General features: G+C 35.6%; 13 protein-coding genes and 1 riboswitch. Of the genes, 3 read left to right on the top strand and 10 right to left on the bottom strand.

Annotated features, from left to right (window positions below):
- Positions 1–5 precede the first annotated feature (5 nt).
- Positions 6–737 (top strand): class I SAM-dependent methyltransferase, encoded by a 732-nt coding sequence (locus NYP54_RS04445; protein ID WP_117003460.1) that lies wholly within the window; start codon positions 6–8, stop codon positions 735–737.
- A 129-nt stretch (positions 738–866) separates the two neighbouring features.
- On the opposite strand, the gene NYP54_RS04440 is transcribed toward NYP54_RS04445, so the two are convergent.
- From NYP54_RS04440 to nrdA, 4 genes are all read right to left on the bottom strand, one after another.
- Complete coding sequence (locus NYP54_RS04440; RefSeq protein ID WP_283157334.1) at positions 867–1,184, bottom strand: hypothetical protein; 318 nt, start codon at positions 1,182–1,184, stop codon at positions 867–869.
- Between the two features lie 285 nt (positions 1,185–1,469).
- Entirely contained in the window at positions 1,470–1,700 is a 231-nt protein-coding gene (gene yfaE / locus NYP54_RS04435; RefSeq protein WP_283157333.1) for a class I ribonucleotide reductase maintenance protein YfaE, read from the bottom strand.
- 2 nt (positions 1,701–1,702) lie between these two features.
- Positions 1,703–2,854, bottom strand: a complete 1,152-nt coding sequence (gene nrdB, locus NYP54_RS04430; RefSeq protein WP_283157332.1) for a class Ia ribonucleoside-diphosphate reductase subunit beta — start codon at positions 2,852–2,854, stop codon at positions 1,703–1,705.
- Positions 2,851–5,139, bottom strand: a complete 2,289-nt coding sequence (gene nrdA, locus NYP54_RS04425; protein WP_283157331.1) for a class 1a ribonucleoside-diphosphate reductase subunit alpha — start codon at positions 5,137–5,139, stop codon at positions 2,851–2,853. Before nrdA ends, nrdB begins: the two co-directional genes overlap by 4 nt.
- 147 nt (positions 5,140–5,286) lie before the next feature.
- A riboswitch (cobalamin riboswitch) is annotated at positions 5,287–5,512 on the bottom strand.
- 212 nt (positions 5,513–5,724) lie between these two features.
- Here nrdA and NYP54_RS04420 point away from each other — a divergent pair.
- Together NYP54_RS04420 and NYP54_RS04415 are read left to right on the top strand one after the other, a co-directional pair.
- Positions 5,725–6,213: a transposase gene (locus NYP54_RS04420; RefSeq protein ID WP_224728298.1), complete on the top strand. Its 489-nt coding sequence runs from the start codon at positions 5,725–5,727 to the stop codon at positions 6,211–6,213.
- Positions 6,210–6,683 carry an IS1595 family transposase gene (locus tag NYP54_RS04415; protein ID WP_283156281.1) on the top strand — a complete coding sequence of 158 codons (474 nt, stop codon included), beginning with the start codon at positions 6,210–6,212 and terminating at the stop codon, positions 6,681–6,683. Before NYP54_RS04420 ends, NYP54_RS04415 begins: the two co-directional genes overlap by 4 nt.
- 41 nt (positions 6,684–6,724) lie before the next feature.
- On the opposite strand, the gene NYP54_RS04410 is transcribed toward NYP54_RS04415, so the two are convergent.
- The 6 genes from NYP54_RS04410 to NYP54_RS04385 form a co-directional block, all read right to left on the bottom strand.
- Complete coding sequence (locus tag NYP54_RS04410) at positions 6,725–7,492, bottom strand: hypothetical protein (RefSeq protein ID WP_283157330.1); 768 nt, start codon at positions 7,490–7,492, stop codon at positions 6,725–6,727.
- Positions 7,493–7,547: 55 nt separating this feature from the next.
- On the bottom strand, positions 7,548–8,252 hold the full coding sequence (locus tag NYP54_RS04405; protein WP_283157329.1) for a hypothetical protein: 705 nt from the start codon (positions 8,250–8,252) through the stop codon (positions 7,548–7,550).
- A 45-nt stretch (positions 8,253–8,297) separates the two neighbouring features.
- Positions 8,298–9,068, bottom strand: a complete 771-nt coding sequence (locus NYP54_RS04400) for a hypothetical protein (RefSeq protein WP_283157328.1) — start codon at positions 9,066–9,068, stop codon at positions 8,298–8,300.
- A gap of 20 nt (positions 9,069–9,088) precedes the next feature.
- Complete coding sequence (locus tag NYP54_RS04395) at positions 9,089–10,291, bottom strand: hypothetical protein (RefSeq protein ID WP_283157327.1); 1,203 nt, start codon at positions 10,289–10,291, stop codon at positions 9,089–9,091.
- Positions 10,292–10,319: 28 nt separating this feature from the next.
- Positions 10,320–12,821, bottom strand: coding sequence for a TcfC E-set like domain-containing protein (locus tag NYP54_RS04390; protein ID WP_283157326.1), 2,502 nt, complete (start codon positions 12,819–12,821; stop codon positions 10,320–10,322).
- A gap of 86 nt (positions 12,822–12,907) precedes the next feature.
- Positions 12,908–13,750, bottom strand: coding sequence for a hypothetical protein (locus tag NYP54_RS04385; protein ID WP_283157325.1), 843 nt, complete (start codon positions 13,748–13,750; stop codon positions 12,908–12,910).
- Positions 13,751–13,990: the final 240 nt, after the last annotated feature.

Below are 13,990 nucleotides of genomic sequence, written 5' to 3'. Positions count from 1 at the left end.
GTAAAATGCATACATATGATCAAGTTGCTACTGAATATAAGACAACAGATGAACTACCGTATAGAGAGTATCTCGAGAAATGGCTAATTGAAAATGAACTTAGAGAGCTGAAGAAATGTCGATCATTGGATTTGGCTTGTGGAAATGGATTTTATACCAACATTCTCTTTGCTAATGGTTTCAGCCCTGTCCTAGGTGTTGATAGTTCAGCTGAAATGTTAGCATTGGCAGAAAAATCATTTAAGAGTCATAATGATATATCTTTCATTCACTCATGCGTTAATGATTTTGAATCTAACCAAGAATTTGACTTGATAACAGCCGGTTTCTTGATTAATTATTGTAGTGATGTTTTACATCTTAAGCAGGTATGCAAGAAATTATATTCTCTGCTAAGTAATAATGGCACTATATTAACTACTATTGATTTTATTGGTGAGAAAGCGAAAAGTGATATGCTTTTGCAATATAGTGAACAAGCCTTTCATGATAGACCATTAAAGGATGGTGAAACGTTTAAATTAAGATTTTTAACAACTAATCCTTGCGATATTCAAGTAACTCATTATTCCGAAAAAACAATAACAGATGCTTTTTCCAGTGCTGGTTTTGAATTTGTCGAATGGATACCTCTTAGCATTTCCCCAAAAGGCATTAAAGAAAAGGGTAGTGAGTATTGGAATTATATGTTGGAAAGTAAACCAACACGTTTTTTAAAAATTAAAAAGCATAAATAGTCCGAATTGACAGCGCTTAAGTGTCATACGCCACTTTTGACATTAACTCTGCTATTAAGTTAAGTGACATAGTTAGATGAACTGATGAAGAACTCAAATAGCAGGGATCTAATTTACGCTTATGTTTGCCTACATCTTAGTATTATTATGTACTGGTTCACACTGAAGTAGGTATTTAGCTCCTTCTTCGTTTCCAGTTCTAGATAATGTAATAAGCATTTTGGCAGATTCTTCTCCTGATTTTAAATATACAGCACATTTTTCAAAACCTGGGGCTGTGTATGTATTGATTGTTCTATCTGGGGTCTCTTTATCAACATTGCCTTTAAATACTTCAATTGTAGATACTTTGGCTAGTACAGGCTCCTGATTTGGATCTTGAGATGTATTTGCAAAGCTAGTTAGCGCTGAAGCAGTTAATAATGCAAGTGTAATTATGTTTTTCATTTTTTTTACCTTTTGTTGTTAATGGCATGGGTAGTTTTGCTTATAAATCATTGTTTGTCAATAATAAAATATCATAAAATATTAAATTATGATTAATATATCATTTTTTATTGTTGTTTTATAAGTAAGTCTTGCGATGATCGGGAGTTATAGAGGTCACTGCAATAAGCGAGTTTTAAAATGATTGAGTTAAAGGTTAGATGACTGAAGCATCAAAGTGATATAGTTAAGCTTCTCGTATGTCATTTGATCTTTCACTAAATGACAGTATATATTGAGCATTAATTACAGTTGTGTTCTGGCGATGCAAATAAGTACTTCATCTTCTTTAATAAAAGCCAATGGTTCTTTGATGTATTGGATATCCCCTGAGATTAGTTGGCAGCGGCAGGTGCCACATACACCATTGCGACACTGAAAGTTGGCAGCAATGCCTTGTTGTTCAAGATATTCAAGTATCGTGAATTTATTATTATCAATCGTTATAATTTGATCATTAAGTTTAATACGAACCATTGTTATAGTTCAAAACCACTAAAGGCATTATCGGCAACATTACTATCTATTTGACCGACAAGATAAGAGCTGATTTCTGTTTCTTGTGGTGCGACTTGGACGTTATCTGAGTTAAGATAATGATTAATCCACGGTATGGGGTTGCCTTTGGGCGCGATAATATCATCGGTATTGAGTCCCACAGCTTGCATCCGCTCTTTGGCTAAGTAGTCAATATATTGACAAAGGATTTGCTCATTCAATCCCAAGATAGAACCTTGTGAAAACAGATACTTTGCCCAAGCCTTTTCTTGTGCGATGGCTTCTTTGAAAATGGCTTGCGCTTCATCATGTACATTGTGCGCAATCTTGGTTAACTCAGGATCTCCATCTTTACCCGAGAGGATGATATTAATCATATGCTGGGTACTGGTTAAATGCACCGATTCATCGCGTGCAATCAGCTTCATAATTTTTCCACAGCCTTCAAGCTTCTTTTGCTCAGAAAAGGCAAACGTGCAGGCAAAGCTGACATAAAAGCGGATGGCTTCAAGGGCATTAACAGCATGTAGAGCCAAGTAAAGTGCTTTTTTAATGCTGTGTTGACTTACCTCAATGATTTTATCACCAATGTTATAACTTCCAGTGCCTTGTGTTTGTAAAAGCTGTGTTTGCATAATCAGCTGATCATAATAATAGGTAATATTTTCAGCGCGTTTTCTAATCTCAGGATTATCAACAATCGCATTAAATACAGGGCTTGGATCATCCATGAGTGATCGCACCATATGTGTGTATGAACGGCTATGAATTGTCTCAAAAAAGCTCCAGGTTTCAATCCACGTTTCAAGCTCAGGGAGAGAGACAAGCGGTAAAAACGCAATATTTGGACTGCGTCCTTGCACTGAATCTAATAAGGTCTGGTATTGCAAATTAGATAAAAAAATATGCTTTTCAATGGCATTGAACTTCTGAAAGTCAACGCGATCGCGACTTAAGTCAATCTCCTCAGGACGCCAGAAAAAAGATAGCTGCTTTTCAATCAGGCGTTCAAAAATAGGGTACTTTTGTTGATCAAAGCGTGAAACATTAACTGAGGTGCCAAAAAACATTGGTTCATGCAGTTGGTTATTTGATGTCGTTTGAAAGGTCGAGTAATGGTAACTTTGTGTCATATTTTACATGCCCCTGATTCGCATTCGTCGATATCTGCTATTTCTATCGTATGATTAGTTGGCTCTTTGCTTTCTTTGGCGTGATCGCGTGTATTGTGATAGTAAAGCGTTTTTAAGCCATATTTGTAAGCGATCAATAGATCGGACATCAAGGTTTGCATTGGCACTTTGTGATCATTAAATTTAAGCGGATCATAGTTGGTGTTGGCTGAAATTGATTGATCGATAAATTTCTGAATAATCGCACAAAGTTGCAAATAACCGGTATTATTAGGCATTTGCCATAACAGCTCATAGTGGGACTTTAAGCGCTGAATTTCAGGGACGACCTGTTTTAATACGCCATCTTTACTTTGTTTGATCGAGACCAAACCACGCGGTGGCTCGATTCCATTGGTGGCATTGGATATTTGCGATGAGGTTTCTGATGGCATAATCGCACTTAGGGTGGAATTGCGTAAGCCATGTTGTTGAATGTCTTGGCGCAAGGCTTCCCAGTCATATTGCAGTGGAAAATCAGCAAACTCATCAATACTTTTCTTATAGTGATCAATGGGCAGTAATCCTTGGGCATAGCTTGTGTCGTTGAAATATGCGCAAGAACCTTTTTCTTGAGCTAACTGATTCGATGCTTTAAGTAGATAATATTGAATAGCCTCAAAAGTTTGATGTGTTAGCTTATTGGCACTGCCATCACTGTATTTAACATGATTTTTAGCTAAGTAATAAGCAAAGTTAATAACACCAACCCCTAAGCTGCGGCGCGCTTTTGCGGGAATTTCAGCTGACGCTAACGGATAGTTTTGATAATCCAATAGATGATCTAAAGCCGTGACAATTAACGTGGCTAAAGACGCGAGCTCATCAAGAGAATCAATCGCACCTAAGTTAAATGCGGATAAAGTACATAGTGCAATCTCACCATTTTCATCAAAAATATGCTCAAGTGGTTTAGTGGGTAAGGTGATCTCCATACATAGATTAGATTGTTTAATCGGAGCAAGTTGTGCATTAAATGCTGAGTGCGTATTACAATGATCAACGTTTTGAATGTAAATACGCCCAGTTTGTGCGCGCTCCTGCATTAATAGGGCAAAAAGCTCACTGGCTTTGAGTGTTTTTTTGCGGATATCAGGCGTGTTTTCTGCAGCAATATAAAGCCTCTCAAACTCACTTTGATCAGCAAAAAAAGCATCATATAACCCGGGTACATCACTGGGGCTAAACAATGTAATATCTTTTTGTTCGATTAGGCGCTGATACATTAAGCGATTGATTTGCACACCATAATCTAAGTGGCGGATGCGGTTATCCTCGACCCCACGGTTATTTTTAAGCACCAAGAGAGACTCAACCTCTAAATGCCACAGTGGATAAAACAAGGTAGCCGCACCACCACGCACACCCCCTTGTGAACATGATTTTACTGCCGTTTGGAAATATTTATAAAATGGAATGCAGCCAGTGTGTAGTGCTTCGCCCTGACGGATCTCACTACCCAGTGCACGAATTTTGCCGGCATTAATACCAATACCCGCGCGCTGGGAGACGTACTTGACAATTGCCGATGCGGAAGCATTGATTGAGTCTAAACTATCATCAGTATCAATAAGTACACATGAACTAAATTGTCGTGTCGGCGTGCGCACCCCTGCCATAATTGGTGTTGGTAGAGACAGCTTAAATTGACTAATCGCATCATAAAAATCAAGCACGTATTGCATACGTGTTGCTTTGTCATGCTTTGAAAACAAACAAGCGCTCACTAACATATAAAGCATTTGTGGGGTTTCGTAGATCTTGCCGGTAACGCGATTTTGCACGAGATATTTGCCTTGCATTTGATTCACCGCAGCATAGGTGAAGTTCATATCACGCCAATGATCAATATGTGTATTCATTTGCTCGAACTCAGCACGAGAGTAGTCATCAAGTAAATGCGCATCATATTTTTTTGCTTTGACCAGTGCTTCAACGTGATCATGTAAATGCGGAGGCTCAAATTCGCCATAAGCTAATTTACGCAAGTGAAAGATCGCTAAGCGCGCTGCCATATATTGATAATCAGGCGTTTCTTCAGAGATTAAATCGGCAGCCGTTTTGATAATAATCGCCTGAATATCCGCTGTTTTCATGCCTTCATACAGTTGAATATGTGATTGCAACTCAACTTGAGAAACAGAGACATTTTCTAAACCTTCAGCAGCCCAAGTGATGACGCGATGGATTTTATCCAGATTAACAGGCTCTAAACGTCCTGAGCGTTTGGTGACATTTACATTCATTTTTTATCCTCTATCCGCGATTAATTTAAACTAAGCAATCGGGAATAAGGACATAAGTTAGCAGGCAGTGTTTTGATATTGACTCATCAGTCAATGCCAAATATCTATGCCATATGTGTGCTTTGTTCCACGAAAGCTTTTTAACATAAAATCAATTTAACCAATGGCAGATATTCGGGCTTATGGACGCGTTTAAACACCTACTGGATACTGCTTCCCAATTGTTTTAATCAGTGCGTTTCAATGACTCTTAAAAGTAAGAATCAATGTGTATCGTTCGTTTCCAATTACCGCTGCGGGCCAGCTCTGGAGTTACACCAGATTCCCTCTTGCGTTGCGCAAATTTGCGCAAACCATTAGCGATGTTTAAGATAAGATTCTATAGCTTTTATAAAGAAAAAGCTAAAGATTATTTGTTTCTTAGTTTGCTTATAAAAAGTGAGTGATATTTTAGTTTATCTTTTGAAGGATCACATCCCTGTGAGTGTTAAAATTAAGGCTCTATTTGTGTTTCAGGGAGTTAAATAAAGTGTTGTGCAATAGTGATAAATCCTGTAGTTTTATGACGTTTTTATGTGATTAGATATGGCAATGATTAATATTCAACACTTAATAGATGAGCAGCAGTGCTATGAAACAGTGCGTAAATTGCGCTGGTCAAATGGAGTAACTTGTCCGCATTGTATGGCGTCGGCAGACAAAATCATCAAGCGAGGAGCCTCAAGTAAAGCAGAGTTTTGCCAACGTTACCATTGCAAACAATGCGATAAAGATTTTGACGACTTAACACATACGATTTTCACCAATCGGCACCAACCTTTGAAGACATGGATTCTATGCCTTTATTTCATGGGGCTAAACCTCTCAAATGCGCAGATTGCAAAGGAGTTGGAGCTGAATGAGACTGACGTGTACACCATGACTATGCAATTACGCGAAGGTGTCGAGCAAAGACGAGAACCTACCGTATTATCAGGTGAGGTCGAGTGCGATGAAGTGTATGTGGTTGCAGGGCATAAGGGTAATCCAACAGCGGTTAAAAAAAAGGGCGTAAGGCAAGGCGTAATCGATTGAAAGGAGCTCGAGGACGAGGCACTTTGGAAAAAGAAAAGCCGCCAGTATTTGGTATGATTCAACGTGGAGGAGATGTTGTGGTGCAAATGCTACCTGATGTTAAACAGAAGACGATAAAACCCTATATTGAATCTTGCATACAGCCAGGCAGTACCGTCTATACGGATGAGTATGTCATTTACGCCAATTTGACGCAATTAGGCTATAAGCATAAAACAGTGAATCATGGTTCTGGGGAATATGCACGCGATGAGGATGGTGATGGGTTTTATGAAGTCCACGTTAATACTCAGGAGGGTTGTTGGTCGCTATTAAGATCATGGTTAAGACCACATCGAGGGATTTCTCAAGAAAAGCTACCAAAGTATTTGGCATTTTTTGAGTTTGTTCATAATGCAAAGAAGCGAGGAAAAGCATTAATTTTCTCGTTGTTAGAAAACGTCCTTTGTAAAAAACTAACGATGCAATAAGTATGAATTATAATCTCCTTACAACACAAATAGAGCCAAAATTAAATGCCATTCCAACTCGGGTTGGAAAGGACAAAGGTAATTTTGGCACGATAATGACCTTTGTATCGTGCTTCATAGACATCATCAGCAAGGTTTGCCCAATGCCATCCAAAGAAACCAAACGGGATATAAGCAGATTGCCCACTTGTTGTTTGTAGTCCCTGTATATTTAACATCTCTGTTTTAGTTTTTGTTTGTGTAACTTCTGCGTAACTACCTGTAGTTGAAATTAGTTTTGTGATGCTAGCAGTATTTAAATCATTGTGGTACGTATTGCTATCGTTGTATATAACTTCATTCAAATTGTCACTTATATACATATTAGTAGGAAGGTGAATGTTAGATAAAAGATTACCAACACCATCAAAAGTAGTAATGCTGACTTGTAATTCAACTGATTTGATGCCTCCTAAAGATCTTTGATCGTATATTTCTAAAGCGGTCTTTCTTATATAATTTTGGCTTGTTTTATAAATGGCATCACTCGTACTTGTTTGTGCTGCACTTGTGCAGAAAGATCGATAGAGTCCTGATTTTATTGTATTATCATGCTTTCCACAATTAATAGTGTTATCTGCACTAACAACACCGTCAACCCAAAGGCGCATACCGACAATCGGATCCATTTGATAACGTGCAGTAATATCTATATCTTTATTGATCACCTCATCGGAGTTGATTGCTAATGTTAGTTGAACACTAGTAAATAGAGCAAATAATATTGTTATTAGTCTATACCTTTTTAAGTTTATATTTAGATTTTTCATAATGACTCCAAACGTTTTATTATGTTTGTTTTATCACACTGGTATGTACTTAATGTTATTGTGAAACATCAGTGAAGCTTGGTGTGATGGTTAATGTGCTAGTACCAGAGAAAGTATCAGGATTCCAGCTTGCTAAAGTGGCATTATCAATTTGTGCAATAAATGCAAATGGTAAAACTACTGATTTACCGACCTCTTGAGTTGCAAAGTTATAGATTTGCTCATTAGTAAGCGAGACGACAGTGGCATTGTTTAATGCATCATAATATCCAACTGGAAGTGCTGAAAACTGATCAGAGTCAAATTTTAATAAACTGCTATCTGTCGTTGTGGCAACACCATATGCGCTAACATTGAGCTGTTGTTGAGTATGCGTATCGCCGGATAGGCTTTGCACTGTTGCTTGAAGTTTGATTGAGCTAAAATTAATAAGTCCTGTATGATTACTATCGTAAATTTCTACAGCGCCTCGGGCTCGTGTCGTGAACTCACTAAAATTAGCGGGTATTGCATTAGTGCTTCCATCATTCAATCCCCAGATGCTATTGTCGCCAATAACAAGATATTCACCACCGAGTTGGATTGGTAAATTGGTGGTATTTCCAAGGTTTTGATCATGGAAAAGGACAATATCGACATTAGGCTCAGAAACATCACCAATTTGTAATTTTACAGTGACTTCTAAGGGATCTACTGCAAAAACCACATTGGTTAAGCAAAAAAGGGTTCCTAGTGTTATCATTTTGTTTGAATTTTTCATGTTGTACTCCTCAATTTAGTTTTGTTCTTTGGATTATGGTTTTGATCATAATCCATTCCAACTATCATTTGATAATGTGAATGTTATTTTTGCACTGTAGTATCCAGTATATTTTGTCTCAAAAGCCGCTGTAGATAGTGTTCCATCATAGGCAAAACCATACATTCCAAAAGGGATATATGCTGATTGATTTGTCGTAGTTGCTAAGTTTTGAAAATTAAACGCTTTTGTCGCAGTCTTTGACTCTTGAAATACTGTATAGTAACCCGTCTGAATTCGATATGGAAGATTAGTGTTATCTAATGTTGTATCATATGTGTTGGACGTGTTAACAATAACTCCTGTAGCATCTTGAACTGTCATGAAATGTGATGGAATATGTACTTTGCTTAAGTTACTACCAATACCATCAAAAGTTGTGATTGTAACATTAAGATCAAAGTTTTTAATGCCCCCTAATCCGCGAGTATCATAGATTTCTAGTGCTGTTTTATTAATATAAGCATTTGTTGTCTGATAGCCAGCGGCAGTTCCGTCGCCGCTGATTGCTACTGTAGAGCAAAATGATCTATGGCTACCTGAAACTAATGTGTTATCCCATTTGCCACAATCAATGGTATTATCATTGCTGACAATACCATTAACCCATAACCTCATCCCCACTTCAGGATCCATGTTGTAGCGAGCCGTAATGTCAATATCTTTGTTTACCGACTCACCAGTGTTAATCGCTAATACCATCTGCGTTTCTGTAAATAAGAGCACAAATATAAACAGATGCTTTTTAATTGGTATGACATGTTTTTTATGTTTCATAAGCATTCTCCTAGTTTGTGTTAAAATTGAGCATCAGCCATGATTTTGACCAATGCTTGATAATGCCCATCTGGTTTTGTTGCTAGATTGGAAGCAAGAAAACGTAGTTGAGCGTAATTAATGTTTTTATCAGTTTGTATATCGATAGTGTTCATGGGCATGAACTGATTTTCTGCATGGCAAAACTCAGCGGAACCATCGTTACATTCAGATAAAAACACCTTGAGCGGGATTGTTACTGTGGTTAAATTTAAATTTTTTAGCGCACAATAACTTTGGTTATCATGCTGCACTTGTTCATCACATATTAATCTGTACTTTAAGCCAGTAATGGATTGGTTAGTCGTATAAGTTAAAATGATTTTTTCATTGTTATCACTCACATAGTTATTGACATTTGATGGATCCGGTATAAGTGTTACATTAAGAGATTTAGATTGGTTATTCTGAAAATAGAAGTTAGAACTAAAAGGTATGCTAACGACTATTCCGCCTGAGTCAAATTGGAATCGATAGCTTCCATTAGTAATATGTGTATCGACATTATTTGGGGTAGTTATAGAGTTTACGCCCATTGTTGAGCTATTAGAATGTGTTGTTGTTGATAGCGACCAGTGACCACCTTGTAAACTAGCTAGCTTATTAGTTTCAATACCATAATAGCTTGCAGTAGCAACTTGTTGCCATGGATTTCCAAAGTCATTAATAGTAAAAGAAGTATTAATGCAATTGGGTTTTATGAGTGCTTCGGTATAATAAGCATAATTTTTTTGCCAGAATATACATTCATTACTAAATGTAACGCTAATATTGTTATTGGGGTCTAGAGCTTTTATTTTAACTAGAAGAGCAATTTGCTTGATATTTATTTGTTTATTTTGACTACCATATTGTAGCGTTAGGTCTGAAGATAATGTATCTAATGGAAGCATTTGGAAATGACTTACAGAATTAATACCTTCATTAACCGTAAGTAAGACTTTATCCTGTTCATACACTTGTTTCCAACCTATTAATGTGCTATCAACTAATTGCTCTTCAATGGATGATAATTTTTCCGCCCCATAGCCTTGTATGTTTAGTAAACTATCACCATTGCTATTGAGTTGGAGCGTTATACGGTTTTGCTTATCTATAGTATCTTGATAGTTAATATCTATTGCGTAAGAGAGCTCAGATAGCATCCAAAGCAGAATGCTTAAATACTTAATATTATTGATCATATGATAATTAAGTGACTCTAATATATTGTTACTGTATGACATCATAATCTCCCGCGTTTTGGTGACTGCAGTTAATCTCTCCTAACCAATAACCGTCATATAATTTTGACGTTTGTATTTGACTAAGAGAAAATTCGTGTGGTTTATTTTGATGTTGACTGACGAAATTGAAGTTTGGGTTGTTTCTATTAACACCTAAAGTAAAATAGCCATTATCATCGCTATAAGTACTATTGATTGAATTACTAACTTTGACATGCTTCAATGGTTCACCATTGCATATCAATTGCCCACTAATAATTATTATGTGAATTGCTGTATGTGTTATTGAAAATACGTTCCCAGGATATAAAATAAATTCATTTATATTAGTATCTAGCAGAAGTGAGTTTTTTGTTTCTTTATTGATGCTGATATATGATTCATATTTTTTGTAAGGAGGTAATGGAATAAAATTAGTGCCAGTTGTTATAGGATATGAAGTGCCGTTAATGTTAATTGATAAGGTATCTTCGATATCATTATCCAGATATATCACAGCACCAGCATTTGATTTTTGTTGGTTTGGCAATAACGAGCGTTCTTGATCTATGACTAGGCTTCCACTTAAATTTCCTGATATAACTTGTGTAGTCGAATTTTCATTGTTTTGAGTAATGTTTGTATTAATGTTGCCTAAAGCATAATTACTATTAAACGAAGTGCTAGCATTGATCATGGAACTATTTTGATTATATGAGCCACCAATATTCATATCTGAAATAATTAAGTTATCATCAATATTAGGCGAGTAATTAATATTTGATGAGATTAACTTATCCTTAGGATTGTATAAGGTATCTAAGTTTATACTGCCATTTTCATCGAAATTATATGTTAACTCTAATCCAATATAGTAATTGGTGTTAAATTTTGAGAGGCTGCTATTATGATTTTCATTGAGTAATAATGATGCGTTTGTACGCAATGTGAATCCATGGCGCTTAAAGAGAGTATTGCTATAAATAAAATTATAATTTTTAAGATGATTCTTAAAGTTATAGTTTATATTGGATGATAATGAGCCAAATGATTGCATGTTTAAAGACAAGGATATACTTAAATTGTTGTTGCTTATATAAAAAGGAGACTTTTCATTAGAACCTTGTTGTTGAGTATAGCTAGCGCCAATAGATAGAATATTATAAAACGATTTATTTAAGTTAGCGCTCAGAGCAATACCACCATCTGTATCGACACCAATATTAGCATTGCCAGTGATGCCGTAAGGAAGCATAAGTTGATTGCTGAACTCAAAAACAGATAAGCGACCAATCATATAAGCTGAAGCTCCGCTTAACATATAGCGATTAAGAACAAAATTAATATTACCTCCAAAATAAAGGTGATTAAAGGAGTCCACTGTGACTGGCTCGTTATATGTTGGAGAAGATGCCACTCCTCCCCATAAAGAATAAGAAAAGCCTAAATCAGGATCTAAGGTAGATAAGTCAAAGGGTTTATTAATAATTTTTGTTAATGTATTCACGAGTATATCCCCTTCACGGATTTCTATGCGCACGGGATATACCCCACCTGGAAAGTTTGCTGTATTTAATTCATGTGTGCCAAGTTCAAAATTTTGGATACTTAATAAATTATTATCTTTATAAACCCTTACATTTGATTGTCTTGGAATAAATAAAATGATTGGAATCAATGAGCCCTGTGATTTGTTTAATAATAAGTTATTGCTGGAATAGAAGCTTAATGCAATGCTGTTACCACTATAGCCATAATTCGTTGCCGTATTTCTTGAGCTAAAGACGCTATTTCCTTGGCTAAACCCAAAACTCAAAGCGCTTTTTTTGAAATCATGGAGTACTAATAGTTGTGATAAGTTGGCTTTTATATTTACTTGATTTGAGGTGCTAAAGTAACCGTTAGTAAGTAATCTAGTATTACCATAACTTGTGATATTATTTAATGCTAATGATGCGACGTTACTTGTGTTTGGGCTGATAGTTGTTGCAGCATTTAAATTATATTTAAAAATAGATGACAGATACTGATTTGATGGTGATTGTAGGTATTGTAATTGATTAGTTTTTTGAGTTTCAAAAAGCTTTTTATTAATAGTTAAGTTCATGGTTAAAGATTCTAGACTAAATTGTGCATATAAAATTTGTTCAGACTTATGACATAGACCCTTTGATATTAATTCATCTGGACATAATATGATTTGATTGATGGGGAGTGTTTCAAAAATATGATAAATTATGGGTTTAAGTTGTAATTTTTTAGAAAGCGTTTTTAAATCTTTAAATTTAATGGTTTTTTCATCAATTATTTCAATAAAATAGTTACCTAGATCTTCATCTTGATATCTAACATTAATCATGATTCCATGATCTTTTAATTGAGCACGAAACTCATCGGGAACTGCATTCCAATCTAGTGTCGGAGATATATCGTTACCATAAGTAAATGTATTAATTAGAAGGAATAAAATTAGGCTTAAATTTTTTTTGTTTACTACTTTGTAGCACATAATATTTCCCTCGCCGCAAGCTATTTATCATGATGTCTAAATAGCTTATTTATTAAAGTTTATATGTTTGCGGGGAGGGGGAGATTCTAATTAGTGATATTAATATACTCTCTAGATTGTTCTTCACCCATAAGCTTAGTAATAATTACTTCACTCTTAAAATTAGACAAATCAAGTATTCGTTCATTATTAGGATAAAGCCTTACTTTATAAGTAGTATATCCATCTTTACTACATGCAACCCTTATGGCTAAGTTATTTTCAGGCATATTAGTTGTTTCTTTGCTCGGTATACATTGACCACTTAGGCTATACATTAGCAATGAATTACCTTTATTTTTCATTGTAATAATATTATCTGACTGCACTAATTCAGATGTATAGTTAGGTATTTTAGGTTCAATAACAATAGCTGTAGATACGCCCATGCCAACTACGGTTTGCGCCCTTAATTTTTCGAGTTCATCTTCATCAATATCAAAACCATATTTCTTCTCAGGTATAACTGGTTGAAATGAAACTCGATAAAAAGCTAAGTCATTGTTATTATGCCCCTTAGGCATGATAAGTCGAACTTGAGCTGAGTGTTTTGGTAAAATAATTAGTCTACTGGGTGTTATGAAGATAGATTCAGACATATCCTTAGGGGTCATTTCTATACTTTTTTCTTTTTGTCCATTCTCGTTAAATGGGTTTTCAACACGGTATAATTTGACAATATAATATAATGCGCTCTTGCAACTATTATTAGTGAGTTTTTTTGTTAATATCATTTGACCGGATTGATTATCTTGAGTCTGGTGCCAGTAATCAAATAGCCCATCAACGGAAATACCACCCGAGCAATCTTTGTATGGAGCAGCATACACCTGTAATGCGTAACTAAAAAGTATAAATAATATAGTTTGGATAGATAATTTTGAAATCATTATTATGCCCCTCATTTGTTTTGTGATCTTATTACAACCTGTTAATGGTAAAATATAGACGGTTTTTTTGTGTTTGCAAGATGATATTTCCAAGCGAAATCAAGGATTGTCAAAATCTTTAGATACAGGATCACTTGATTTCCTTTGTAAATTCCATATTTCATGGGACATTGCACCATCTATAAAGTATTTGCGCATTTTGGATATGTAGTAGTTGCTTGTTTATAAAATTGTGACACT

Origin of the sequence: Cysteiniphilum sp. QT6929, assembly GCF_030035755.1 — a bacterium.
Taxonomy (GTDB): domain Bacteria; phylum Pseudomonadota; class Gammaproteobacteria; order Francisellales; family Francisellaceae; genus Caedibacter; species Caedibacter litoralis.
The sequence above is the reverse complement of the archived record's forward strand: the minus strand, read 5'-3'. Positions and strand labels throughout refer to the sequence as shown.

Excerpts from the sequence above, each read along its gene's own strand:
- NYP54_RS04445 (WP_117003460.1), top strand. The coding sequence starts at position 6 with ATGCATACATATGATCAAGTTGCTACTGAATATAAGACAACAGATGAA.
- NYP54_RS04440 (WP_283157334.1), bottom strand. The coding sequence starts at position 1,184 with ATGAAAAACATAATTACACTTGCATTATTAACTGCTTCAGCGCTAACT.
- yfaE (WP_283157333.1), bottom strand. The coding sequence starts at position 1,700 with ATGGTTCGTATTAAACTTAATGATCAAATTATAACGATTGATAATAAT.
- nrdB (WP_283157332.1), bottom strand. The coding sequence starts at position 2,854 with ATGACACAAAGTTACCATTACTCGACCTTTCAAACGACATCAAATAAC.
- nrdA (WP_283157331.1), bottom strand. The coding sequence starts at position 5,139 with ATGAATGTAAATGTCACCAAACGCTCAGGACGTTTAGAGCCTGTTAAT.
- NYP54_RS04420 (WP_224728298.1), top strand. The coding sequence starts at position 5,725 with ATGGCAATGATTAATATTCAACACTTAATAGATGAGCAGCAGTGCTAT.
- NYP54_RS04410 (WP_283157330.1), bottom strand. The coding sequence starts at position 7,492 with ATGAAAAATCTAAATATAAACTTAAAAAGGTATAGACTAATAACAATA.
- NYP54_RS04405 (WP_283157329.1), bottom strand. The coding sequence starts at position 8,252 with ATGAAAAATTCAAACAAAATGATAACACTAGGAACCCTTTTTTGCTTA.
- NYP54_RS04400 (WP_283157328.1), bottom strand. The coding sequence starts at position 9,068 with ATGAAACATAAAAAACATGTCATACCAATTAAAAAGCATCTGTTTATA.
- NYP54_RS04395 (WP_283157327.1), bottom strand. The coding sequence starts at position 10,291 with ATGATCAATAATATTAAGTATTTAAGCATTCTGCTTTGGATGCTATCT.
- NYP54_RS04390 (WP_283157326.1), bottom strand. The coding sequence starts at position 12,821 with ATGTGCTACAAAGTAGTAAACAAAAAAAATTTAAGCCTAATTTTATTC.
- NYP54_RS04385 (WP_283157325.1), bottom strand. The coding sequence starts at position 13,750 with ATGATTTCAAAATTATCTATCCAAACTATATTATTTATACTTTTTAGT.